Below are 23,678 nucleotides of genomic sequence, written 5' to 3' on the forward strand. Positions count from 1 at the left end.
TTACGTTCCCTGATTTTGATATTCTCTTTAGGGAATCGCTTACTGACAGAAACCTAGAATTCGTGATAAGAAGCAGAAAAAGCCCAAAGTTTTCCTCGTATTTCCTATGTCACGACTGGATTTTTTTGTTTTTGATTCACTAGTTCTTAAGCAAAAGCATAATGAGTTAGAAGAGATCTTCTGCTCAGAAAATGATGATCTATTTCGTGCTTATCAGACGACTGCTCTACAGTCTCCCCTAGCCGCAAAAAACCTTACCATCGCAAGAAATACAGCACGTTATATCCTTACGGAAAACGGGGAAATTGATATCACAAAAGTGGTTTCAGCAAGCGAACATCTAGCGAACTGTCTCTATCCTTTAGGTCCTCATAGACACAATGAAGCTAAACCTAGAGAACACTTATTAAAAATGCTTCAAGCCATTAAACAAGAACCTGAAATTAGAGAAAGGATAAAAAAACTTTTTGTTCCCTCTTATAGGGTCATTCAAGATCTTATCCGTAATACCCTAGCTCTCCCTGCAGAGATCGAGCTCACTCCCATTCATGTGCGTCAGGCGGCACTCACAGCCATGTTTTGCTATTTACGTCAAGACGTGGGTTCGTGTTTTGCAACAGCGTTTGCGATTATCATTCATCAAGAACACCCCGCCTTGTTCATAAAAGATATCGATGATTTGCTTACCTCAGGGAAACTTACAAGAATCATCGGCACGCGAGAAGTCTCCGTACCTATGAATTTGTCAGGCTGCATTGGCGAGCTGTTCAAACCCTTAAGAGTATTGGATTTATATCCAGACCCTATAGCGAAACTTTCCGCATCTCCAGGTTTACAAAAAGCATTTTCCGCCGCTGGTGTCATTGACGTCTTAGATGATCCCGAAGTACGTTTGCAGCAAATCCTTGCTCATGAATACCTCATGCATAAACTTCAGCATGTCGATGACACTGTAACAGCTAACGAAATCATTCAGAGTACACTACTACACCACTACCAAATTACCGAGCACTCTGTACGCGCTACTCTATTTCAGGAAGGATTCTACAGCAAAGAACAAGCTTTTTTCTCTATTGAGCATTCTCATAAGCTCTCTCAAATACAGAGAGTCTATAGTTATCTTTCTGCTTATGAATTAGCTAAATCTGCTTTTATCAGTGATACGCAAAATCTATTACTCAAATCTTGGGAATATACGTTAGCTACCCTCTCCGATGCTCATGATTCCTCAACTCTAAATCACATTCGCATTGCCTTAGGATGGGACGCTGATGATCCTCATAGCTTAGCGCGTATTATCCAAACTTTTGCTCAAGAAGAAATCGAAAAGACTCGTGATCTTATACAACAATGCGAACAGACATATCATGAAGCTCACGCTCAACTAGACTATGTAGAAAGTCGCATGAGAAATCCACTGAATGAGCAAGATAATAAGATCTTGATTATGGATCACGTCCGCTTTCGCCAGGAGTTCAACACAGCTCTCTATGATTGGAATACCGCTCAAGAAAAGGCAAAGAAACTTTGTGCTCTTCCGAATTTCTTACTCTCCTTCTACACCAAGACTATCCCTCAATATTTCCGTAGTTCCTACGATGCCTTTATCCAAGAATTCTCTCACCTTTATACTGATTCCCCTGCAGGATTTCGTATACTATTTACCCACGGGAGAAGCCACCCTAACACCTGGTCTTCCATCTATTCAATTAACGAATTTGTCAGCTTTTTATCAGAATTCTTTTCCTCTACAGAAGTCGACCTTCTGAGTAAACATGGTGTTTTAGGACTAGAAAAAGAAGTTTCAGCTCTCATCCATTACATTGTCTCGTATATTCATAAAAACTCTTTCCAAGAAGCAGCGATAACACGCATTCTTAAACGCTATAATTCGACAGTTCCTCCTTCAGTTCTTGACAACTTAGATAAGATTTCCCACACCCCTTGGGTCTATGTTTCTGGAGGAACAGTAGTCACCCTATTAAAAGATTACTTCGAAAATGCCGAAGAACTGACATCTATTGAAAAACATCCTGAAAATGCTCATGAATTAGCAGCTTTCTTCTCAGACGCTTTGAAAGATCTCCCCTATGCAATAAAAAGCTATTTAGAAGATGGCGCGCATTCTTTAATCGCTTCATCTCCCACGCACGTTTTTTCTATAATTGCGGGTTCGCCTCTATTTCGCGAGGCATGGAATAATGATTGGTACAGCTACACTTGGTTACGTGATGTATGGGTAAAGAATCACCAAGACTTCCTAACAGACACGATACTCAATCAACAAGGAATCTATACATTTATAGAAAGATTCTGCACAAAATATAGCCTACAGAATCTCGCTTACGATTTTCATGATTTTTGTTCCGATCATTCTTTATCACTTCCTGAGCTCTATGAAAAAGCTTCAAGATTCCTAAAAGAAAACTTCCCCAAATCCGAAAACATCTCTGCCTTATACCAACGACATTTAGCTCACCAAATTGTGCAAGATGTTCCCTATACCTCGGATCAACAGCTCCCCGAGGTTTTAGACAAGCTGAGTTCCTATCTAGGCATCTCGTCAAGAATCACTTATGAGAAATTCGACAAACTCATCCACAAATACATTCCTAACTTTTCTCTATTATCTTCGGGAGAAATTCGTCATCTCTTTAAGGGATTAGTAATGGAAAGTTACCAACGCCTGTATTTCGAAGAAGATATCTTTCTGAGATTAGCAACAGCCATGCGTCATCATCATCTTGCTTATCCCGCTCCCCTGCTCTTTGGAGATAGTAATTGGGCCTACAGCTATTTCGGATTTATCCTTCATCCAGGAACCCAAGAAATCGACCTTTGGCAGTTTAACTATGCTGGTCTACAAGGGTACCCTCTGGAAAACATAGACAAACTACTATCTGTAACACAACCTTGGATACTCTATGCAAATCCTATAGACTATGGGATGCCTCCCCCTCCAGGATACCGCAGCCATATGCCGAAAGGATTTTTCTAATCCTCGTCACAAGAGTTTTTCTTCCTTTTAAAAATCGAACGGAATAAAGATTTTAGAGAGTACTTAGAAATTTCTTTTCCCATAGCAGAAATACTCTCTGTTAACGGAAGTTTTTTCGGACACACGCGAACACAGTTGTGGGCTTGCCCACAACCTTCTATACCTTTTTTACCCATAAGAGTCCGTAAGCGCTTCTTAGATTGCTTATCCCCAGGATAAGTGTTAAACAAACGTGCTTGAGCAATAGCCGCTGGACCTATAAAATCATTGTGCTCATTAATTTGAGGACAGGCTTCCGTACAACATCCGCATGTCATACACATAGATAAAGCATACATCAGCTCTTGCTCTTTCTGAGATACCTTTACCCCATTGTGCTCCCCATCAATATCCGCAGCTACCCAACCCTGTATCTTCTGTAAATTATCAAACATGATGGATCGATCGACTATGAGGTCACGAATTAATGGGAACTTCGTGAGAGGAGCTAAAACGATCTCTCGAGATCCCGTTTCTTTTATGTACTCTTCAATCAGTGCTGTGCATGCCTGACGAGGGATCCCATTCACCAATAACGAGCAGGAACCACAAACCTCTTCCAAGCATCCTTGTTCCCATACTACAGGATTGACAGTTTCCCCTAGAGTATTTACAGGACGTTTTTCAATTTCCATGAGAGCACTGATGACATTCTCTCCTGGATGCAAGGTCAGTTCAAAACTTTCCCAATATTGCTTCCCTGGGGTCCCCCGATAGATTTTCAATATAAAAGTTTCAGGAATATCCATAAGGCTCTCTTTATTTATATGGGCAAACGAATCGTCTCAGGGACACGAGTAAACTTGATTTCCCCCACAGAAGATTTGGTATAATCTCTTAGCGTAGGTTGTACATGACGCGTATCGACAGGCTTGTACGTAATCACTGGTTCCTCAGGAGAATATGAAGCCAATGTCGTTTTTAACCAGTGTTCGTCATCACGTTTAGGAAACTCTTCTTTATAGTGAGAGCCCCGAAACTCGTCTCGCAACAATGCACCTTTCGTAATGGCTAATGCTAACTCTAGCATAGGCCCCATCTGACGAACAAAATGAAAGGTCTTATTCGCAAACTGCGAAGAATCATGCACAGAAACTCTTTGCAGTCTTTCCCTGAACTCTTTTAGCTGTTCTAATGTATTCTTTAGATCTTTGTTATTACGTTTCACAGTGACATTTCTAACCATGACATTGGCAATATCTTCATGCAAGACAAAGATATTCTCTCCCCCACTTCTAGAAAGTAAAAGAGCATTGGTTTCTTTCTCTTGCTGGAGAGCATCTGAAAAATCTGTAGACGTTGTTAGACAGGAGCCAAAAGCCGTAATAAAACGTGCAGCTTCTTCTCCAGCGACTAACCCAGCATAAAGACAGGATAATAAAGAATTCGCTCCCAAACGATTCGCACCGTGATATTGAAAATCCGATTCTCCACAATTAAAGCATCCGGGGATATTCGTCATCTGCCGATAACGGCTATCACGATCAGGATCATCTGCAGCAGGCCAATCCACCCAAGCACCACCCATAGAATAGTGCACAGCAGGGAAAATTCTCATCGGCACTTTATCAGGGTCTTCTCCAGTGAACTTCCTATAAATATCAAGCACAACTTCCAACTTATGTCGTGTAGAAGCTGGTAAATGCGTAACATCTAAGAAAACTTCCATACGACCGTCTATGCCTAACCCTGCTTCACAGACCTGTAGAATAGCACGAGCACCCACGTCACGGCTGACTAGGTTTCCATAAGCAGGATACATATCTTCTAAGAAGTACCAGGGTTTGCCTGTTTCTCCACAAGGACGGCGCGTTCCATCAGGGAAAATGATCGTCTTTGAAGAATCTCCAGGAACCCAGACACGTCCACCCTCACCTCGGACAGATTCTGATATTAATCGCAATTTATCAATACCGGGAATCGCCGTAGGGTGAATTTGTATGAATTCCGGATTTGCATAAGTCATACCTTGAAGGAACAAACGTCCGTTTGCTGCTCCTGTACAAAATGTCGAATTCGTAGACATCTTAAAAATGACCCCAGGACCACCCGTAGCAAAAATTACAGCATCCCCTTTGAGGACTTCTAAGCGGTTATTGAATAAATTCATTAACACAATACCACAGGCTCTGCCTGCACTATTGGTAATTAATCTTATAAATTCATGATTCTCGAATTTATTTACACGCCCCTGACTCTCACGACGTCGCACCTGCTCATCTAAAATGTACATAAGCTGCTGGCCGGTAGACGCCCCACAAAATACTGTACGATGATACAGCGTCCCTCCAAATCTACGGACATCCAAGTCACCCTGAGGAATACGATTAAAAGGACATCCAAAATTATCCAACATACGGATAATTCTAGGTGCGGCTAAACACATCTCCAAAACCGGCGGTTGATCTGCTAAGAAATCTCCTCCCTTTATCGTATCGTAAGCATGTATATAGGGAGAATCTTGCTCCTCATGCTTAAGATTAAGAGCAGCATTTATGCCTCCCTGAGCACATACAGAGTGCGATCTTTTCACTTTTGTCAATGACACGAGATCAACAACTATACCGAAATCCGCCAATTTCATAGCTGCTGACAATCCTGCTAAACCGCCACCGACTACGATAACTTTACAACCTTCTGCTTTCATAAGCTTATGCCATACTATACAAATTCCAAATCACACTAACGCCCATAGCAGCGACTATGACCATGGCAAAATAACATACATTACGTAAAAGAGTTTGGGAACGTAAAGATATGACTACACCCCACCTTGAACAAAATGTCCAGAGACCATTAAACCCGTGAAAAGCTGCAGAAATCACAAGAATGGTATAAAAAATGGCCATCCATAGGGACCCTAAAGAATCCCGAACAACATAAAGAAAAGCGGTTCCAACATTAGGAGTCAGGAGATACGCTTTTCTGTCTAATAATTGAGAAACTGCGCTGCCGTCAAGATCCTCTTTATCCAAACGAATCGTTTCAAGTTGAGGAGCTGAAAAATTTATAGTAAAAAATCCTTGTGTACCCCGCACTATCGCCGCATACCGAGAAGCGTCAATATCGACAACATAGTATGTTTGCCCATGCAGCTCTACATGAATAGGATAACGAAGAAAACGAAACTGAACTACGTGAAAAATAAGACCGAAAAGTAAAATCCAAGCAGTTCTTCTCTGCCAAGTATAGGCAAGATTTCTCGCATAGATTAACGCGGGTTTTCTGCCGTCAGAAGCCCGTGAATTAGTTTGCGCTTGAAAAAGATAGAAAATACCTAGGATAGCGTGACAAGTAAACGGTAGGGCTAAAAAAACAATTTCTATGATCTTCAGACCAGGAATCTGATGAAATTTGCTCACTAACTGAACAAAACCACTGCCTTCCTTAAAATAAGAAGAAGCAAGCATATTGGTAAACATATGCTCACAGAGAAACAACGTAAATGCAACTCCTGCTAAAGAATGAACACAACGTAAAACAAAGCTAGTGTAGTACTTCCATGACCTCTGAGTAGCCTCAGAACATGATTCCTTTTCATTCATCATCAGCCTGTATTTCACAATTTCTTTTTTTAGCAACCATAGAGGCTTATGTAGAATTATGTGAAGTTATTTTTACTAATACGTCAGAGATGGACTAACCTTTTTTTCTTCCCTCTAAGAATCGTAGAACATTTTTTCGCGCTATAGCCGCAAGCTCCTGAGGATCTATACCATGGAGATCCGCAATAGCTTTGATCGTATGCGTTATATAAGCAGGCTCATTTCTCTTTCCCCGATACGGAGTAGGAGCAAGAAAAGGAGCATCCGTTTCTATTAACAAATGCTCAAGAGGAATTTGAGCAACTACAGAACGGAGATCTCCCGCATTTTTAAATGAAACAATTCCGCTAATGGAGATATACCATCCACGAGAAAGTAATTCCTCAGCCTCGTGTAGTGTCCCTGTAAAACAGTGGAGCATACCCGGACAAGAGCGTTCATCATGATGATAATATAGATCTATCATATGGAAAAAATCGTCAAAAGCACCACGACAGTGTACCACAAGAGGTAATGCGCAATCTAAAGCCAGGGATAAGTATTTCTTCAGGACTTCCTTTTGACGTTCTTTAGCAGAGCTATCTTCAGCAAAACAATAATCTAAACCTACCTCACCAATAGCCGCTAATTTCCCTGCCTGAGCAAAACCTTGGAAATAGTGAAAATGTGCGTCTATATCTGTATGAGCATCTTGAGGAGGAGTTCCAGCGACATGACAAAAACGTAAATCAGGAAAACGTTCTGCATAACGAAATGAAGTATCCAGCTCGTCTATAGTTGTGGTTACATTAACAAGGAGAGATATCCCAGAATCTTGTGCGCGATGAATCACGTCATCCGCATCCTCAACAAAAGCCTCATCTGAAAGATGCAAGTGAGCATCTGCTAAATCCATAATCTCCTCTCCTTAAAATCTTGGCCTTAGGAAATCCGTGATCATACATCTCCTCAGGAAATATCTTCAAAAGAATCGGTTTCCCTAGGATATTTTCTTAGAATGTAGAGATAAAAAAAGGGTGTATTGGCACTAATACACCCCAAACAGATTGTGCTATCCCGGTAGGTTAATTTTTTGAAAACACCTGATCTTCGAGAACGGACTGTGTTATCTTCTCGGGAAGCACTATAGGATCAGACTGATCCGCAGGATAGTAGACATAAGAAGGAACACTTGCACGACCTAAACGCGCCAGCTCCTCTGTAATCTCAGGATCCTTGCGTGTCCAATCCGCCTCTAAAGTAACCACTCCATGTTCTTTAAACATCTCTTGTACAGCACGTGCATACAACACGGGCTTATTCATCTGACAAGTTAAACACCACTTAGCTGTAAAGTTCACAAACACTGCGCGTCCCTCCTTACGCAATTGCGCAAGTTTCGCAGATGAAAATGGTTGCCAAACGTTATTCTCCTGAACAACTGCAGTTTCTGTTGCTTCGACAAAATGTTTTGAAGCGACAAAACTTAACGATAGCGCGCCTGCAACAAATCCTAAAAATACTGTTGAAGCAATCACCCTGTGTTTCTTAGGAGAAACTGGCGTCCCCCATTTCCCTAAAATCCAAGCACCTATACCTGTAAGCCATAATCCTGCAAGGAGAATGATTAACGCTGTAGTACTTGTTTCTGAACCAAAGATCCACGCTAACCAAGTTACCGTACCTAATAGCATAAACCCAGTCAGCTGCTTAAATGTGCTCATCCAACTTCCCGGTTTAGGAAGAACGGAAAGCATCTTAGGAAAGATAGAAAATACAAGATACGGCAATGCCATGCCTAGGCCTATCGATGTAAATATCAGCAATTGCTTAATGAACGATAAAGACATCACTAACCCTAGTATAGAACCTAAAAAAGGTCCTGTGCATGGCGTAGTGACTAATGTAGCCAACACCCCGTTAAATACAGCTCCTACAGCTTTATTTTTCGAGCCTCCAGACTCTGTAGATTGCAGTTTTCCTCCAAGGGAAGCAAACATCGTGCCCATTTCAAATAAGCCCAGAGAACTCAAGGCAAACAAGAAGAAGACGATAACCAAAGTCGCGACAAACATAGGCTCTTGAAGCTGGAAGCCCCAACCAATGTTATGCCCTAACATTTTTAACAAGGAAACCACCCCGGCTAACCCCCAGAAACAGCCCACGACCCCTAAAGTGAAGCATAAGCCGTTGATAATTACAGATGAGCGGTGCTCCCCAGCAGATTTAATTAATCCGTAAACTTTAAGAGTGACTAAAGGCAAAACACAGGGCATGATATTAAGAAGAAGTCCCCCGAGGAACGCCATAATCATAATCATGACATAATTCCCTAAGGCGGAAGTTCCCGATTCCGAGTCACTAATTTGACCACGAACTGCGAACGATGCCACCTCGCCACCCGCTTTATCCGTAAGCAATAAAATCCCTTGCAACTCCTGATTTTTCTGAACTCCTGAAAGGGTTTTTATCTTCAGTTTCCAAGCCGTTCCGGAAGCTTCACTCACCGCCTCTTCAGAATAAGCAAAAATCTTATCCGCCTTCTCTGAAATAAACCAAGCCTTCTCCGCACGGTTCTTTTGTCCAGAAATGTTTAAAATGATCTCGCCGTCTTGACTACGTCCCAAAGTAATTGTCTGATCTTCTAATAGACGCGGTTGTGTTTGTAAAGTTTGAGCAAACTCTGCAGTTCTTTCAGGATACAAGATCGCCGCACCATCACGATACGGTAGAGATAATTCTAGATTCACATTTCCTGGGACACAACTCCCTCCACAAGCCAACCATTCGACATGCGCTTTTAACACGACAGATTCTTGATCATCTAGACTCTCAGGAGCACGGATATCGGCAACTATAAAAGCTTGATCATCATAACCAAAGAATGTGACGCCCTCCTCCTCAAAAACCTTGGGAGTTGGCCAATGTTCTTCTTCCACTGTGAATCCCTTGGGCAAAATCCAATGAATCCTCAATGGGCTGCCGACTTCTCCAGGGTTCTTCCAATAAATATGACTTCCTTTAGGAGCTGCTATCTTAATCCCCAATCTGAATGTTCCAGCTTTAGGAATGTGGGATCCCTCAGAAATTAGAGTAGCACCTGGTGAAGCCGTCTCTACAACGGGCTCTGCAGCACGCAGTTTCTGACCCTGCCCAGTAAAGGCAGGCAAAGAAAATAGAAATGCTATCAATAGAGTTTGAAAATGCTTTTTGATTTTATTCAAAATAACCCCAACTATTTCTAAATCAGGTAGATAATTATACACTATTTATAATTTTGTTTTTACTAACGCTTCTGTAAATCTCTTTAACAAAACCTACTTGGCTCTATACCAGAATTTTGATAGGATCGTCTTTTGTATGATCCCCTCATTATGTAAAGAATTTTATACTCTATGTTGCAATTCACCCAGAATCCCATTATCCAGGCTTACACAGAAGCTGACCTTTTCGGTAGGGGGATATTCTTCAGCCTTCTGATTCTTTCCCTTTGCACTTGGACAGTACTACATCAAAAGCTTGCTATCCAAAAAAAATTTCTAAAATCAGGAAAATCTCTTAAAGATTTCTTGATAAAGAATCGTCATGCTCCCTTGTCCTTAGAAATTCATCCGGAGTTAAATCCTTTTGCTGACTTATATTTCACTATTAAACGGGGAACTTTAGAACTTCTTGATAAAAATCGTCAGCAGGCACCGGATCATGGCCCGGTATTATCAGTCGAGGATATACAATCCTTAGAGACCCTACTGGGTGCTGTTATGCCGAAATATCGTGCACTTATGCACGAAAATAACTTTATCCCTGCTACAACAATTAGTCTAGCGCCCTTTTTAGGCCTTTTAGGGACAGTTTGGGGTATTTTAACAGCTTTTTCGCATATCAGTTCAGGAGAAGTGGGAGGAACAGCCATGATGGAAGGGCTAGCAACAGCTTTAGGCACGACAATTGTAGGATTGTTTGTTGCTATTCCCTCTTTAATAGGGTTTAATTATCTTAAAGCTCATTCTTCTCGGTTAATTCTAGAAATAGAGCAGACAGCATATTTGCTGCTAAATTCTATAGAAGTCAAGTATCGTCAGACAAATTTATGAAACGTATTATCGTTGAAGATACTGAAGAAGATCCCCATGTGAATCTGACGCCATTGATTGACATTGTTTTTGTTATTTTAATGGCGTTTATGATAGCCATGCCTTTAATACGTATCGACTCCATAGCTTTAGCCCCAGGAACGAAAAATCATCAGGTTCTTGAAAAAGAAGATGCGTTACCAACAACAATCAAGGTATTAGCAGATCACACGATCACTCTCAATGATCGACCGCTGTCTTTAGAAGAACTAAAAACACAACTCACCCTTGTACATCAGCAAGACCCAAATCAAGTGCCTTTGCTGTTACAAGATGGCGATACACCTTTTAGATTATACCAAGAAGTAAAAACTACGATAGAATCAGCAGGATTTCACGAACTCCATATAGCTTTAAAAAGCTAATTATGAAAAAAGCCCTTCCTTATAGCCTTTTTGCCCTCATTGTCCACGGAGCAGGTATAGCTCTCCTTTCATATTCTCCCGTAAACAAACCTTCGACTCGACCCGTACCATTTAAAGAAAAAATTGTTGCTTTAAGCGGACCTTGTCCTAGCATAGCCACTCTAACAACTCCACTGCCTCAACCAACCCTAAAAGGACATACAAATAAACGCGACATTGAGCAAGCTCCTCAAAAACCGAACCCACAACCACCTGTAGAAAAGAAAAAAACCGAGGACAAGGCAAAAACTCGTGTTCCCGAGCAACCTAGAGAAAAGCCAAAACCGCAACCCAAGGGAGAAAATCCACCTACAGCACGCAAAAGTATAGGAAAAGACGCTAAACTAAAAGCCATTGCTGACCTGACAAAAACACTGTCAAAGCATCTCGATGACAGTAATGCTCGGCTCGCGGACATCACTTTGCCTACAAATAAACATCTCTCCGTGCAAACAAGTTTAGCCACAACACAAGATGAAGAATTATGCCAATTGCTCCGTGAGTACATGCTACTTCCTTTTTCTGGAGAGGTGAGATTAAAGCTTGTATTAACGCCTCAAGGATGGATTCAGGAGTGTCTTGTATTATCCGAAATTAGTGAATCAGAAAAAGAACTCATTCTTATGCGCATTCACGCAATTCCCTTTAAAAAATTCTTAGATAAATACAAAATCTCGAAAAATATCGTTTTCCATATTAAACTGCTGAGTAATGAGGCTTAACATCGTAGGGGTTATTGGAATGTTACGACGTATGTTAGTCAGTGCTTTCCTGATGTTTGGGATAATCTCCCTCTATGCTAAAGAGTTAGAAGTCTCTGTGCGTTCGGAAATATCTCGTTTACCTATACACGTAGAGTTAAAGATCGGCTCTAACGATGCGTCGCAACAAAAATATTTACGCTCATTGTGTACTACCTTCATTAATGATTTAGCTCTTGGTGATCGTCTTCAGCCTTCTCTTGTTCAAACCGGAAGCTCCTCAGCGCCTTTTAATATAGCTATGGTTTCCCATTATCCGGAAATCACATTTACCTTAGCCAGAGGCACGCAAAATCATCAACCAGTGCACTCTCTGATGCTTACAGAAGACAACGCCCTTAACCGTCAGAAAATACATGAAGCTGCTGATAAGATTCATTATGCTCTGACAAGTGTTCCTGGAATCAGCTCGGGGAAAATTATTTTTTCTCTAAGTAAAAATTCTCAAGATTGTGAATTAAAACAAGGTGAGCTGTGGTCCGTAGATTATGACGGAGGGAATTTGCGCCCTCTTACACAAGAAAACTCCTTGTCTATTACTCCAAGTTGGATGCATATAGGGAGCAAGAAGCCCTACCTATATGTTTCCTATAAATTTGGTATTCCGAAGATTTTCCTAGGTTCTTTAGAGAACACGACTGGGAAAAAGATTCTTCATTTACAGGGGAATCAGTTTATGCCAGCTTTTTCTCCGAGGAAAAAGCTCTTAGCTTTTATTTCGGATGCGTATGGGAATCCTGATTTATTTCTTCAGAGTTTTTCCCTGTCACAAGGAGCTATGGGGAAACCCCGTAGAATACTTAATGAAACTTTTGGAACACAAGGCAACCCTTCTTTTAGTCCTGACGGCTCTAAGTTAGTTTTTGTTTCCAATAAAGATGGTAGACCACGTTTATACATCCTTCAAATCGATCCTGAAATGCTATCGCCTCGATTATTAACCAAAAAATATAGAAATAGCAGTTGCCCTTCATGGTCTCCTGATGGTAAAAAAATAGCCTTTTGCTCTGTAATTAAGGGTGTTCGGCAGATTTGTGTATATGATCTGGCGACTGGGAAAGATTATCAACTAACAACAACCCCTGTAGACAAGGAAGGGCCTTCCTGGGCCGTGGATAGTCAGCATCTTGTGTATAGTGCAGGGAACACAGGAGAGTCAGAACTCTATTTATTAAGTCTGATTACCCAAAAAACTAAGAAAATTGTTATAGGATTAGGGGAAAAACGTTTTCCTTCTTGGGGAGGTTTCCCTGATAACCAATAAAGAGAATCTTATGAAAAAGAAATACCTAAGCGTTTTGAGTTGTTTACTACTTGCTCTTTTCGCCCTACCTTCATGCTCTTATCCTTGTGGTGATTGGGATACTGTATGCGAGGATTGTCAGCATCCTAGAAGAAGAAAACAAAATTTCGCTTTTGTTCCTCTCTACACTGATGAAGAAATGAATCAACACTTTGCCGATATCTATGATTCCAAAGAAGAACAATTGTATAAAACAAGCAGTCAGTCAGTTACTTTCCGTAATATTACTTTCGCCACGGACAGCTACACGATCAAAGGTGAAGAAAACTTAGCTATTTTATCTAGTCTTGTTCGTCAAATGCAGAAGTCTCCGAAAGCAACACTGTATATAGAGGGTCATACTGATGAGCGTGGAGCTGCAGCTTATAACCTAGCCTTGGGAGCCCGCCGCGCCAATGCCGTTAAGCAGCACTTGATTAAACAGGGAATTTCAGCAGACCGGTTATTCACCGTATCTTATGGAAAAGAACAGCCGATAAACTCTGGCCATAATGAGCTTGCTTGGCAACAAAACCGTCGTACAGAATTTAAAATCCATGCACGTTAGTTATAAACATTTTTTCTATTATGGATTCTGGTGCTGCTTAGGCGTTGCTTTGCCTGCACAAGCTGCGGGGAAGCCTCCTGCCATGCAAACCGTACTTGCAGAGATAGAAGATGCCTCTGCAAAATTGTTATGCCATGAAGCAGAAATTCAAATGCTTACCGATCGTCTAGATGAACATGATAGCAAAATACAAAGACTTGCCTCTGCAAAACCAGAATCTCTTACAAAACAAGTTCAACAATTAGAAATTGAGCACAAAACCCTAGCCAAGACTGTTGCGGTACTGACAGCATCTGTAAAAGATATCCAATCTACCTTACACAACAAACTCCAAGAAATACAAAAAGATCACAAGACTCTTTCTCAAGATATCCGTCTCTTACGACGTTCTCTTCTTGCTTTGGTTGATGGAACTTCTCCCGAAGCGTATACGGATCTTAGTGAAGAGGTTCCTTCTCACATCCATATTGTCAAACCTGGAGAAACCTTAGGTAAAATTGCTGCGAAATATAAGGTTCCCGTAGCAGAATTAAAAAAACTTAATAAATTGAATTCTGATATTATTTACGCCAATCAAAAGCTTTGTTTACCAGAGAATAAGAAATAATCATCTGTTTTTGCATAACTAATATCTACTTCTCACTATAGATAATAAACAAATTCTTTTGTAGGATCGGAAATAAAGTCCGATTTATCTATAATTCAATGAAATTGACAATTGCTTTATTTGGTGAAGCAGAAAAAGGAAGCTACGACACCGCTTATTTATGTCGTAGTACAACAGAGCTTTATGACCACTTAGGCAATGGGGCTGCCACAACCAAATCAGGAATAGCCTTAGCCATACAAGCTCTCATGTATAACTATAACGTGCTTTACTTCCGAGTAAGAGAAGAAGGGTATTGCATAGACAGCTATTTTTTTGGACTGCACTTCTTAAATACCCAAACTACTCTAAAAAACATCATCGCTATGGGTCTTCCTGGTGTTGGTGACCAACACATCATAGAAGCCTCTAAATCTCTTTGTCGAAAATATAAAAGCTTTCTTTTATTTTTTGAACAAGATCTCTACGATTTGTTAACCTTTAATAAGATTTTCTAGTCGATCGTACCGAAATATTCTTTTAGACCTTCTTCATTAGGAGCCATAGCTCTCTGCCCTTGCTGCCAATTTGCAGGACAGACTAACCCATGATTTTCAAAGAAAATCAAAGCATCTAACACTCGAAGCTCTTCATCTATAGAACGACCTAAAGGAAGATCATTGACGACCATATGTCTGATTATACCATCCTTATCAATCAAAAATGACCCACGGAAAGATAATCCTGACTGGGAGTCTAAAACGTTATAAAGCTTAGAAAGCTCATGAGTTGTATCGGAAATTAAAGGATAGGTGATACCTTTAACTCCACCAGCTTTTTTGTCAGTTTTTAACCAACGCTGATGTGTATCGAGATCATCAACGGAACAGCCAATAACTTGAGCGCCGCGATTTTCAAACTCTTCTAAAGAATCTTGAAAAGCATGTAACTCTGTAGGACAAACATAAGTAAAGTCTTTAGGATAAAAGAAAAGAATAACGTATTTACCACGATAATCTTGTAAAGAGATATTCTTTACTTCGCCGTCAACAACTGCTTGCACAGAAAAATCTGGGGCAGTTTTCCCAATAAATAGCGATCCCAATTTACCACCCTATTTTTTAGATTATGCTTCGCACCAGAGAGGACTTGAACCTCTGACCACCTGGTTCGTAGCCAGGTACTCTATCCACTGAGCTACTGGTGCACAGCTCTTTCGATGAAAAGTGTAGTCAAGTTCAGCCAAATGATCAAGTCTTTCTCCTTTATCTTTGAAAAAAGATCGCTCTACACAAAAAAGATATTCTTCTTAGGTGTTCTATAAAATTTATTTACTGCTGGAGATCGTCCGGGTGAGAAGTTTCCGGAAATGGAGGATCTTGCAATTCCTTGGAAGAGTCCACGATAAAAAATGAACTAGTCAAAAGTAAGCAAGAAATAGAAATAGAATGCTTCAAAATATATTTAATCACTGAGAGTGGATCTAACACTCCTGCTGAAATTAAATTTTCAAAGGTATCGTTAACACAATTGTATCCAAAATAAGGATCCGCATGTTCTAAGACTGTCGCAACTACAGCATCGGGAACTTTCCCCGCATTTCTTGCTAAGATCCTCAGAGGTGCTTCTGCTGATTGCAACATACACTTACAGCCAAACATCACCCCAGCCGGTAATTGCTCTGGGATTTTTACAACGGATGCGGCACGCGCTAACGCTGTGCCACCTCCAGGAAGGCATCCTTCTTTAAAAGCTGCTTTTGTTGCTTTTAACGCACTTTCTAAACAGATTTTTTTTTCTCTATATTCGTTTTCTGTCGCTGCTCCTAAATGTATTTGCGCCATCCCACCAACAAACCTGGCTAAACGCTTTTCTAAATCTTCAGTAGCCATTTCGGAACTACTATGAACAATTGCCCGACGTAAATACTCTATACGCTGTTCTCTTCTTTCTGGACTTCCTTTGCCTTCGGATAAACGCGTTGTATTTTGTGTAATGACGATCTTCCCAACGAAACCAAGAATATCTGGATGCCCTTCTTCCAAAGAAATTCCCAATAGATCTCCTACGACAGTTGCCCCTGTTAAAATGGCCATATCTTCGAGGATTGCCTTACGTTGATTACCGCAACCAGGAGCTTTTATAGCACATAGAGGGAGCCCCCCTTTAAGCTTATTCACAATTAAAATAGAAAGAAGCTGGGGATCAAAATCTTCAGCAAAGATAATTAAAGGATTCTTACTCGTCTGAAAAGTCTGATCTAAAAAATGGATAAATGCTTGATTTAGACAAGATAGCGTCTGATTGCATAACAAGATGGAAGCATTTTCATAGACCACTTCCATCGTCTCTGGATGGGTGATAAAATAAGGGGATACATATCCAGCATTTAAACTCACATCAGTAGTGGCTTTTAGCGTTGTCTCTTTATTTGTCCCTTCTTTTATAGAGATCACACCTTCTATACCTACAGTAGCTATAGCCTCAGATATTAATCTTCCTATCAAGGCGTCATTATTTGCAGATGTTGTAGCTATTTGTAACACATCTTCTTGTGGATCTGCCTGAATTGCGAGCTTAGAAAGCTCTTTATCCAGCATGTCCCCGGCAAGAGATATTCCTTGTTTGATCTCTAAAGGGTCTAACCCAACAGCGACGCCTTTCAATCCGGACGAAAATAACACATCTATCAATACAACTGCGGTAGTCGATCCATCTCCTACCTGCATTTCTGTTTGCAGCGCGGCTTCTTTAGCAAGCTTCAAACCCGTATGTTCAAAAGCATCCGTCAAAGTCACTTCTTTAGCTATAGAAGCGCCGTGTTTCGTGACATAAGGAGACATGCGATCTTTTTTGATAACAACACAAGACCCTTGTGGACCTAAAGTTGTAATTACGGCTTTAGCTAAAGCACGCACTCCCCGATTTAGCGCGCTCAGCCCTTCTAATCGATTCTTGAATATTTTAGACACGTTCTTTCTACGTCTCCCTAGATTCCAGGAATAAGGCGCCCCTATAAGGTCGCTTATAGAAACAACAAAAATTCCTGTCAAACAGTGGAATCAAGAGAAAAAATTACTCTTCTTCACCATAATCAGCTATTAAGAATGGCTTACGTATACTTTGGAACTTGGTTCTCCCCTCATTACATAACCTTTTTAACGGCCAAATAATATAGCGTTCTTTCTGGCAGATATGTAGAAAAGTTTCTTCGCCTAAACAACGATATATAGAGTTTTTTCGCAAAGGAATTTTCTCTAAAGCGTTAAAGGCATTCTCCACCTGTTTAGGATAAAGAGTTTTCAAGGTGCCTAAAATTGTACTTTGCGTTTCCATAGGAAGAAACTCTCCAGGTTTATCTAAGACAAGCAAAACACCCGAGCAAAGTTCCATTTTATATTTGCCAAAAAAAGGTTCGTAACAAAAAGGATAAAATATGACTCCCGGCAAGCGCGCTTCATTGAGTTTCTTAGCCACAAGATGCCCATCCATCCAAGGAGCACCTATCAATCGAAAAGGCAGAGTATAGCCTATACCAATACTGGATATAGACAAGGCTCCGATAATCCCTGTGGCTGCATAAAAAAATGCCGTTTGCGGATCAGGAATTTGTGGGCTAGTAGGAATCCAATTTAATCCTGTTTGCGAAAATGTCATAGAGCGCTTCCATCCCTGCATAGGGACTACCGACACTTCAGCATAGGGGGCATATTTTGCTTTATAAAAAAGTGCCAATTCCCCAGGGGTCATGCCGTAGCAATAGGGAATTTCAGGAGCATACTCCGATTGAGATAGCGGCATAGGGCCATCTACGATCTTACCACCCATAGGATTCGGGCGATCTAAAATGATGAGATTTTTTTTATACTTTTGTGCCGCACGCACCAGATGCAACAAGGAAGTAACGAAAGTATAAGAACGCACGCCAATATCCTGCACATCATATATTAATACATCACTCCCCTGCACAGCATGCTCTGGAACCTCTTTAACACCATATAATGAAACTATGTGTAATCCCGGGACTCTAGGAGCTGTCCCTAGAGTTTCTGCCGGTGCAGTTCCATAATATCCATGTTCTAAAGTACAGAGAACATTCAAAGAACATAGATCACGATGTTCTAGAAAAGCAGATAGGGCGTCTTTCCCTTCCTGGTTAACAGCAGCATGGTGAGATATTAATGTGATGTTCTTACCACGAATCCAAGAAAGATACGGCTCATCGTTAAAAATACGGTCTAGTCCCACCGACACTTGAGAGAACCCTAAGTAAGGAAATAAACATAATAAAATTAAAAATGAGCGTATAAGTCTCATAAAACCTATCTGATTATAAAAATAACATTTTGATAGTTTGCATGTTGGTTAAGTACTGCTAGCAAAAAAGATAACTTTATGCAACCTTGCTAATAGTTGTATAGGTGCGCCGATTTCGATTATTTTGTAATATAATCGCGAAAGGCACTACACTCGACAAAATTACTCATGTAATACCACACGAAACAGAAACTGTTAGTTATTTGCTCTTTCCCTTTTGCTAAGGAGAAACCCATGAAGATAGTAATTGCTAGCTCCCACGGTTATAAAATACGAGAAACCAAGACTTTTTTAAAACAATTAGGAAGCTTTGACATTTTCTCATTAACAGATTTCCCTAACTACTACGCTCCTAAAGAAGTAGGTTCTCTTCCCGAAGAAAACGCTTTAGCAAAAGGTCTCCACGCAGCACGAGAACTGAACTCTTGGGTAATTGCTGATGACACGATGCTCATGGTCCCTGCATTAAATGGACTTCCTGGAAAGCTATCCGCTACTTTTGCCGGAGAAGATGCTTGTGATAAAGACCACAGAAAAAAACTCCTACAAGAAATGCAATCTTTAGAAAGCATTGTAGACCGTTCTGCTTACTTTGAATGTTGTATTGTACTTGCTTCACCTGAAGGGAAATTTTTTAAGACTCGTGGGATTTGTGAAGGCTATATTAGCCATCAAGAAAAAGGTTCTTCTGGTTTTGGTTACGACTCTTTATTTTTAAAATATGACTACAAACAGACTTTCGCTGAACTTTCCGAAGATATAAAAAATCAAGTCTCTCATAGAGCTAAGGCTTTACAAAAGCTCGCCCCTTATTTACAAGACCTGTTAGAGAAACAGCTAGTCTCTAGGAATTAACGTTTCCAATGAATGTTCTAAGCAGCCGCGAATTTCTCGCATCTCTGCAAGTATAGCTTCTGCTCTTAAAAAATCTGCTTCTAAACTTGCCGTTGCTGGCATGCCTTCTTTTCCTTGAAGTTTCTGTGTAGCTACAGGCATTTCTAAACTCACCGTAGATTTCGCTGTAAGTCGGTGGGTCTTGTTAAAAGAAACCGTTTGAATACCTTCATTCATGGGAGCTTCCAATTGATCATGGGCTTATTCAGCTTTTTAAGCAGGTAGTTAATTTTTGAAAAGTGCGAACAACCGAAAAAGCCACGATGTGCCGCTAAAGGGGAGGGATGCGCAGCGGCTAAAATCGCATGTTTATGTGTGGAACGAAAAAGCAAATCGCATGTTTTCCTTGCAGCATTTCCCCATAAAACAAAAATGACATGAGAGCGATTTTCTATGAGCTTGGTAATGATGGCGTCAGTAAACTGCTCCCATCCCTGACCCGCATGGGAAAAAGGAGAGCCAGCGCGCACAGTCAATACAGTATTTAACAATAAGATCCCTTGATCGGCCCAGGACTGTAAACATCCCGTAGTATTTTTTACTCCCACGTCTGCGTGTAATTCACTAAAGATGTTCACAAGAGACGGGGGCAAGCGCACACCTTGAGGAACACTAAAACTTAATCCGTGTGCTTGTCCTTCTCCAGGATAAGGATCTTGACCAAGAATAACAACACGCACAGAATCAAAAGGTGTGCTTTTTAATGCAGTAAAGATATTGTCTTTTGCAGGGTAGATGGTTTTCTGCGAATACTCTGACTGTAAAAATTCCCTAAGCTTATACATGTAGGGTTGAGACCATTCATTTTCAAGCTGCTCTTGCCAAGACAAAGGAAGCTGGTCTATAGTAAAAGCATTCTGCATAAACCACCCACTTTTATTATTTGAAAATAAAAGTATATTAACCTTCTTAGATTATTTTAGCTTCAGGGATCCTGATTTTTTTTCAGTCAGAAGCTATTGAATTAGGATACCACTATGCTTACTTCAGAATTAAACGAAGCACAAATCGCCGCAGTAACTTCACCACTCAGTCCGATTTTAGTTCTCGCTGGAGCCGGAGCAGGAAAAACTCGTGTAGTCACTTGCCGCATCCTTCATCTCATTAACGAAGGTATCGCCCCTAAAGAAATCCTGGCAGTAACTTTTACCAATAAAGCAGCGAAAGAACTTAAAGAACGTATTTTACATTTATGCCCTCAAGCGCATGGTTCCGACATTCCTATGGTATGCACATTCCACAGCTTAGGGGTGTTTATTTTACGCAGGTCTATACAAGCATTAAATAGAGAAAATAACTTTATTATCTATGATCAAAGTGACACGGACAAACTGCTCAAACAATGCTTACAAAAATTTAATTTAAAGAAAACTCTAAGCAGTTCCATACAATATCATATATCACAAGCAAAAAACCGTTTGCTTTCCCCTGAGGACTTGGATCCCGAAGAATATATCGATCCCGTGGTGTCTATTTATAAAGAATACCAACAACGTTTACACGAAGCCAACGCTTTAGATTTTGATGATTTGTTATTTCTTACCGTCAGACTATTTCAAGAATTTCCTGAGGTTAGAAAAGAATACAGCGAATTATGGAAAGCTCTTTTAATTGACGAGTATCAGGATACCAACCACGCACAATACAAAATGGCTCAGACGATCGCGGGGAAACATCAAAATATATTTGCTGTGGGAGATCCCGACCAATCTATTTACTCTTGGCGTGGGGCCAATATTCATAATATTTTAAACTTTGAAAAAGATTATCCTCGAGCTCTTGTTCTTCGCTTAGAAGATAACTACCGCAGTTACGGAAATATTCTGAATGCTGCCAATGCTCTAATTCAAAACAACGCTTCACGATTGAAGAAAGACCTCCGCAGCGTAAAAGGCCCGGGAGAAAAAATCCGTGTATTCTTGGGCAAAACAGATAAAGAAGAAGCCGAATTTGTAGCTGATGAAATCAGCCGTCTACATAGAAGGTCCCAGATTCCCCTTAGCGATATCTGCATTTTTTATAGGACAAACTTCCAATCTAGAACTTTCGAAGATGCTTTATTACGTAGACGCATTCCCTATGAAATTCTTGGTGGTCTTTCATTTTATAAACGTAAGGAAATTCAAGATATCTTGGCTTTTTTAAGAATGTTCACTGCGAAATCCGACGTGGTTGCTTTTGATAGAACAGTCAATCTTCCTAAGAGAGGGCTAGGTCCTTCTACGATTTCCTCTTTAATTGAGTATGCTCTCACAAATAACTTGCCGATTTTAGAAGCATGTAACAACGTTTTACAAACTCAAGAGGTGAAACTCTCTAAGAAACAACAAGAAGGCTTGAGAGAGTATCTCAGTATTTTTCAACAACTCGAACATGCTTATGCAACCCTTCCTCTGAATGAGTTTGTTGTCGCTACAATACGCATCACGGGATATTTTCAAGTATTAAAGGAAGATCCTGATACTTTCGAAGATCGGAAAAGCAATCTTGACGAACTCGCGTCAAAAACTTTCGAGTGGGAACAGCAAAATACAGATGGAACCTTAGAAAACTTCCTAGACGATCTTGCTTTAAAAAGTTCTACAGATGACACCGAACTGATCGCAGATCGTGTAAATCTCATGACAATTCACAATGGTAAGGGTTTAGAATTCCGCATAGCTTTTGTTGTTGGCTTAGAAGAGAACCTTTTCCCCCATGCAAACTCTAAAAGTAGTTATGAAAATCTTGAAGAAGAACGACGTCTATGTTACGTAGGAATCACTAGAGCCCAAGATCTCCTTTACTTAACAGCAGCGCAAACTCGTTTTCTTTGGGGCACAGTGCGTGTCATGAAACCGAGTCGTTTTCTTAAGGAAATCCCTAGAGATTACTTGATTCAAGTACATTAGGTATGCTTCAACACCATCAAAAGCTTTCTCTTCACTACCTTCCCTCGCTGCGTATGCAGCAGGGATTGCAAATATTACAATCTCCGATTACCGAGCTCTCCTCCTATATACTCCAACAAATCATTCATAATCCATTTTTTGATATCTCTTCTCTAGAGGAGGAAGAATGGTCAACCTGTTCTTCATTCTCTTCCTTGGATGCTTCCTATTCTCGTCCTGAATCTTTATTTTCCCATCTTCTCACACAGGTTCAACAAACTTTTGATCGTTCTGAAGATCTGCTTATTGCTCAGCACATTATAGGGAATCTCTCAGATCAAGGGTTGTTTCTTTCTTCTCCCGAAGAACTCTCGCTACAACTTGAAGTTTCTTTAGAGACCATTGATAAAGTATGGAAAACGATTCAACATTTCCATCCTCTGGGCATTGCTTCTCCATCTCTACAAGATTATTGGCTTCTACATTTAGAAGGCTCTCCACATGATCTTGCTTACAAGATTATCAAAGAGCACTACTCTCTTTTGATTAACTGTGACTTCCTTCGTATCGCAAAGAAATGTCACTGCTCCCCTTCAAACTTAAGATATGCTCTTAAAAATGCATTAACCACAATCCCGTGGTGCCCTGCCCAGGGATACGCTTCCTCTTCCAATATACAACCCGCGCTTCCTGACGTCTATGTCGCTAAACAAGATCGGGTTTGGGAGATTCAAATCAGTTCCCAAGGACTACCTCCCATAAAACTTAATCGCGAGGTATTTCATATTTATGAACAGCTGCCTAGAGAGGAAAAAAAGTCCCTCACACAGCAAATTCTTTCTGCTAAATGGCTGATTAAAAACTTAAGAAAACGAGAACAAACATTATTTTCTATTGTTGAGAAAATCCTTCCGCATCAGGAAAACTTTCTCCTGGGCAAAACGTCCTGCCCGAAACCATTGTCGGTAAAAATTTTATCGGAAGAATTGCCCTATCATGAATCTACGATATTTCGTGCTATAGAAAATAAGACACTGGCAGGCCCTATAGGCATCATACCTCTGAAACACCTCTTCCCTCGAGCTGTCAGTCCTAGTGATGCCCAATCCAAAGAAACTATATTACAATGGATTCATCAATGGGTAGCTTCTGAAACTATCCCGTTGTCTGATGCGGATATTAGCGAACGTATCTCACAGCAGGGCATCCAATGTGCCCGTCGCACGGTAGCGAAATACCGAACACAATTAAAAATTCTCCCCGCTCATAAAAGAAAAGTCCATTCGCAAATGTAAAGCGGTT

The 23,678-nt window shown here is 40.6% G+C and carries 21 protein-coding genes and 1 tRNA gene; 11 read left to right on the forward strand and 11 right to left on the reverse strand.

Annotated features, from left to right (window positions below; genetic code table 11):
- The first annotated feature begins 106 nt into the window (after positions 1 to 106).
- Positions 107 to 2,998, forward strand: a complete 2,892-nt coding sequence (locus tag CHAB577_RS04910) for a hypothetical protein (protein WP_011097435.1) — start codon at positions 107 to 109, stop codon at positions 2,996 to 2,998.
- Here the strand turns inward: CHAB577_RS04910 and sdhB are convergent.
- The 5 genes from sdhB to CHAB577_RS04935 form a co-directional block, all read right to left on the reverse strand.
- Complete coding sequence (gene sdhB, locus CHAB577_RS04915; RefSeq protein ID WP_011097436.1) at positions 2,995 to 3,786, reverse strand: succinate dehydrogenase iron-sulfur subunit; 792 nt, start codon at positions 3,784 to 3,786, stop codon at positions 2,995 to 2,997. The two genes, CHAB577_RS04910 and sdhB, sit on opposite strands and share 4 nt — an antisense overlap.
- 14 nt (positions 3,787 to 3,800) lie before the next feature.
- Positions 3,801 to 5,684, reverse strand: a complete 1,884-nt coding sequence (sdhA, locus tag CHAB577_RS04920; RefSeq protein WP_011097437.1) for a succinate dehydrogenase flavoprotein subunit — start codon at positions 5,682 to 5,684, stop codon at positions 3,801 to 3,803.
- A 4-nt stretch (positions 5,685 to 5,688) separates the two neighbouring features.
- Positions 5,689 to 6,582: a succinate dehydrogenase cytochrome b558 subunit gene (locus CHAB577_RS04925; RefSeq protein WP_041461368.1), complete on the reverse strand. Its 894-nt coding sequence runs from the start codon at positions 6,580 to 6,582 to the stop codon at positions 5,689 to 5,691.
- 94 nt (positions 6,583 to 6,676) lie between these two features.
- Positions 6,677 to 7,477, reverse strand: coding sequence for a TatD family hydrolase (locus CHAB577_RS04930; protein WP_006344539.1), 801 nt, complete (start codon positions 7,475 to 7,477; stop codon positions 6,677 to 6,679).
- A gap of 169 nt (positions 7,478 to 7,646) precedes the next feature.
- On the reverse strand, positions 7,647 to 9,785 hold the full coding sequence (locus tag CHAB577_RS04935) for a protein-disulfide reductase DsbD family protein (RefSeq protein ID WP_011097439.1): 2,139 nt from the start codon (positions 9,783 to 9,785) through the stop codon (positions 7,647 to 7,649).
- Between the two features lie 171 nt (positions 9,786 to 9,956).
- Between CHAB577_RS04935 and CHAB577_RS04940 the strand changes: the two genes are divergently transcribed.
- The 7 genes from CHAB577_RS04940 to CHAB577_RS04970 all read left to right on the forward strand — a co-directional run bounded on the left by CHAB577_RS04940 (position 9,957) and on the right by CHAB577_RS04970 (position 14,813).
- The gene (locus tag CHAB577_RS04940; protein ID WP_011097440.1) at positions 9,957 to 10,655 is read left to right on the forward strand and encodes a MotA/TolQ/ExbB proton channel family protein; all 699 of its coding nucleotides are present in this window, start codon (positions 9,957 to 9,959) and stop codon (positions 10,653 to 10,655) included.
- Positions 10,652 to 11,059, forward strand: a complete 408-nt coding sequence (locus CHAB577_RS04945; protein WP_006344542.1) for an ExbD/TolR family protein — start codon at positions 10,652 to 10,654, stop codon at positions 11,057 to 11,059. The genes CHAB577_RS04940 and CHAB577_RS04945 overlap by 4 nt, the downstream gene beginning before the upstream one ends.
- 2 nt (positions 11,060 to 11,061) lie before the next feature.
- A complete protein-coding gene (locus CHAB577_RS04950) occupies positions 11,062 to 11,820 on the forward strand; it encodes an inclusion-associated protein (protein ID WP_011097441.1) in 759 nt (252 codons plus the stop codon).
- 19 nt (positions 11,821 to 11,839) lie between these two features.
- Positions 11,840 to 13,123 (forward strand): Tol-Pal system protein TolB, encoded by a 1,284-nt coding sequence (gene tolB / locus CHAB577_RS04955; RefSeq protein WP_011097442.1) that lies wholly within the window; start codon positions 11,840 to 11,842, stop codon positions 13,121 to 13,123.
- Positions 13,124 to 13,133: 10 nt separating this feature from the next.
- Positions 13,134 to 13,709: an OmpA family protein gene (locus CHAB577_RS04960; RefSeq protein WP_006344545.1), complete on the forward strand. Its 576-nt coding sequence runs from the start codon at positions 13,134 to 13,136 to the stop codon at positions 13,707 to 13,709.
- The gene (locus CHAB577_RS04965; protein WP_006344546.1) at positions 13,699 to 14,316 is read left to right on the forward strand and encodes a LysM peptidoglycan-binding domain-containing protein; all 618 of its coding nucleotides are present in this window, start codon (positions 13,699 to 13,701) and stop codon (positions 14,314 to 14,316) included. The genes CHAB577_RS04960 and CHAB577_RS04965 overlap by 11 nt, the downstream gene beginning before the upstream one ends.
- Before the next feature lie 98 nt (positions 14,317 to 14,414).
- Positions 14,415 to 14,813, forward strand: a complete 399-nt coding sequence (locus CHAB577_RS04970) for a hypothetical protein (RefSeq protein WP_006344547.1) — start codon at positions 14,415 to 14,417, stop codon at positions 14,811 to 14,813.
- On the opposite strand, the gene CHAB577_RS04975 is transcribed toward CHAB577_RS04970, so the two are convergent.
- The 4 genes from CHAB577_RS04975 to CHAB577_RS04990 all read right to left on the reverse strand — a co-directional run bounded on the left by CHAB577_RS04975 (position 14,810) and on the right by CHAB577_RS04990 (position 18,612).
- Positions 14,810 to 15,400, reverse strand: a complete 591-nt coding sequence (locus CHAB577_RS04975) for a peroxiredoxin (protein ID WP_006344548.1) — start codon at positions 15,398 to 15,400, stop codon at positions 14,810 to 14,812. The two genes, CHAB577_RS04970 and CHAB577_RS04975, sit on opposite strands and share 4 nt — an antisense overlap.
- Positions 15,401 to 15,429: 29 nt before the next feature.
- Positions 15,430 to 15,502: transfer RNA gene (locus CHAB577_RS04980), tRNA-Arg, on the reverse strand.
- A 124-nt stretch (positions 15,503 to 15,626) separates the two neighbouring features.
- The gene (gene groEL, locus CHAB577_RS04985) at positions 15,627 to 17,267 is read right to left on the reverse strand and encodes a molecular chaperone GroEL (protein WP_011097443.1); all 1,641 of its coding nucleotides are present in this window, start codon (positions 17,265 to 17,267) and stop codon (positions 15,627 to 15,629) included.
- 103 nt (positions 17,268 to 17,370) lie between these two features.
- Complete coding sequence (locus CHAB577_RS04990) at positions 17,371 to 18,612, reverse strand: DUF1343 domain-containing protein (protein WP_011097444.1); 1,242 nt, start codon at positions 18,610 to 18,612, stop codon at positions 17,371 to 17,373.
- A 234-nt stretch (positions 18,613 to 18,846) separates the two neighbouring features.
- On the opposite strand from CHAB577_RS04990, the gene rdgB reads away from it, so the two are divergent.
- Positions 18,847 to 19,467 carry an RdgB/HAM1 family non-canonical purine NTP pyrophosphatase gene (rdgB, locus tag CHAB577_RS04995; protein WP_011097445.1) on the forward strand — a complete coding sequence of 207 codons (621 nt, stop codon included), beginning with the start codon at positions 18,847 to 18,849 and terminating at the stop codon, positions 19,465 to 19,467.
- On the opposite strand, the gene CHAB577_RS05000 is transcribed toward rdgB, so the two are convergent.
- Together CHAB577_RS05000 and ung are read right to left on the reverse strand one after the other, a co-directional pair.
- On the reverse strand, positions 19,450 to 19,683 hold the full coding sequence (locus CHAB577_RS05000) for a hypothetical protein (RefSeq protein WP_006344552.1): 234 nt from the start codon (positions 19,681 to 19,683) through the stop codon (positions 19,450 to 19,452). The two genes, rdgB and CHAB577_RS05000, sit on opposite strands and share 18 nt — an antisense overlap.
- Entirely contained in the window at positions 19,680 to 20,369 is a 690-nt protein-coding gene (ung, locus tag CHAB577_RS05005; protein WP_006344553.1) for a uracil-DNA glycosylase, read from the reverse strand. Before ung ends, CHAB577_RS05000 begins: the two co-directional genes overlap by 4 nt.
- 114 nt (positions 20,370 to 20,483) lie before the next feature.
- Here ung and CHAB577_RS05010 point away from each other — a divergent pair, with 114 nt between their 5' ends.
- Both CHAB577_RS05010 and rpoN read left to right on the forward strand, forming a co-directional pair.
- Positions 20,484 to 22,397, forward strand: coding sequence for an ATP-dependent helicase (locus CHAB577_RS05010; protein ID WP_011097446.1), 1,914 nt, complete (start codon positions 20,484 to 20,486; stop codon positions 22,395 to 22,397).
- Between the two features lie 2 nt (positions 22,398 to 22,399).
- Positions 22,400 to 23,671: an RNA polymerase factor sigma-54 gene (gene rpoN, locus CHAB577_RS05015; RefSeq protein ID WP_011097447.1), complete on the forward strand. Its 1,272-nt coding sequence runs from the start codon at positions 22,400 to 22,402 to the stop codon at positions 23,669 to 23,671.
- The last annotated feature ends 7 nt before the right edge of the window (positions 23,672 to 23,678 follow it).

Source organism: Chlamydia abortus (assembly GCF_002895085.1).
Classification (GTDB): Bacteria; Chlamydiota; Chlamydiia; order Chlamydiales; family Chlamydiaceae; genus Chlamydia; species Chlamydia abortus.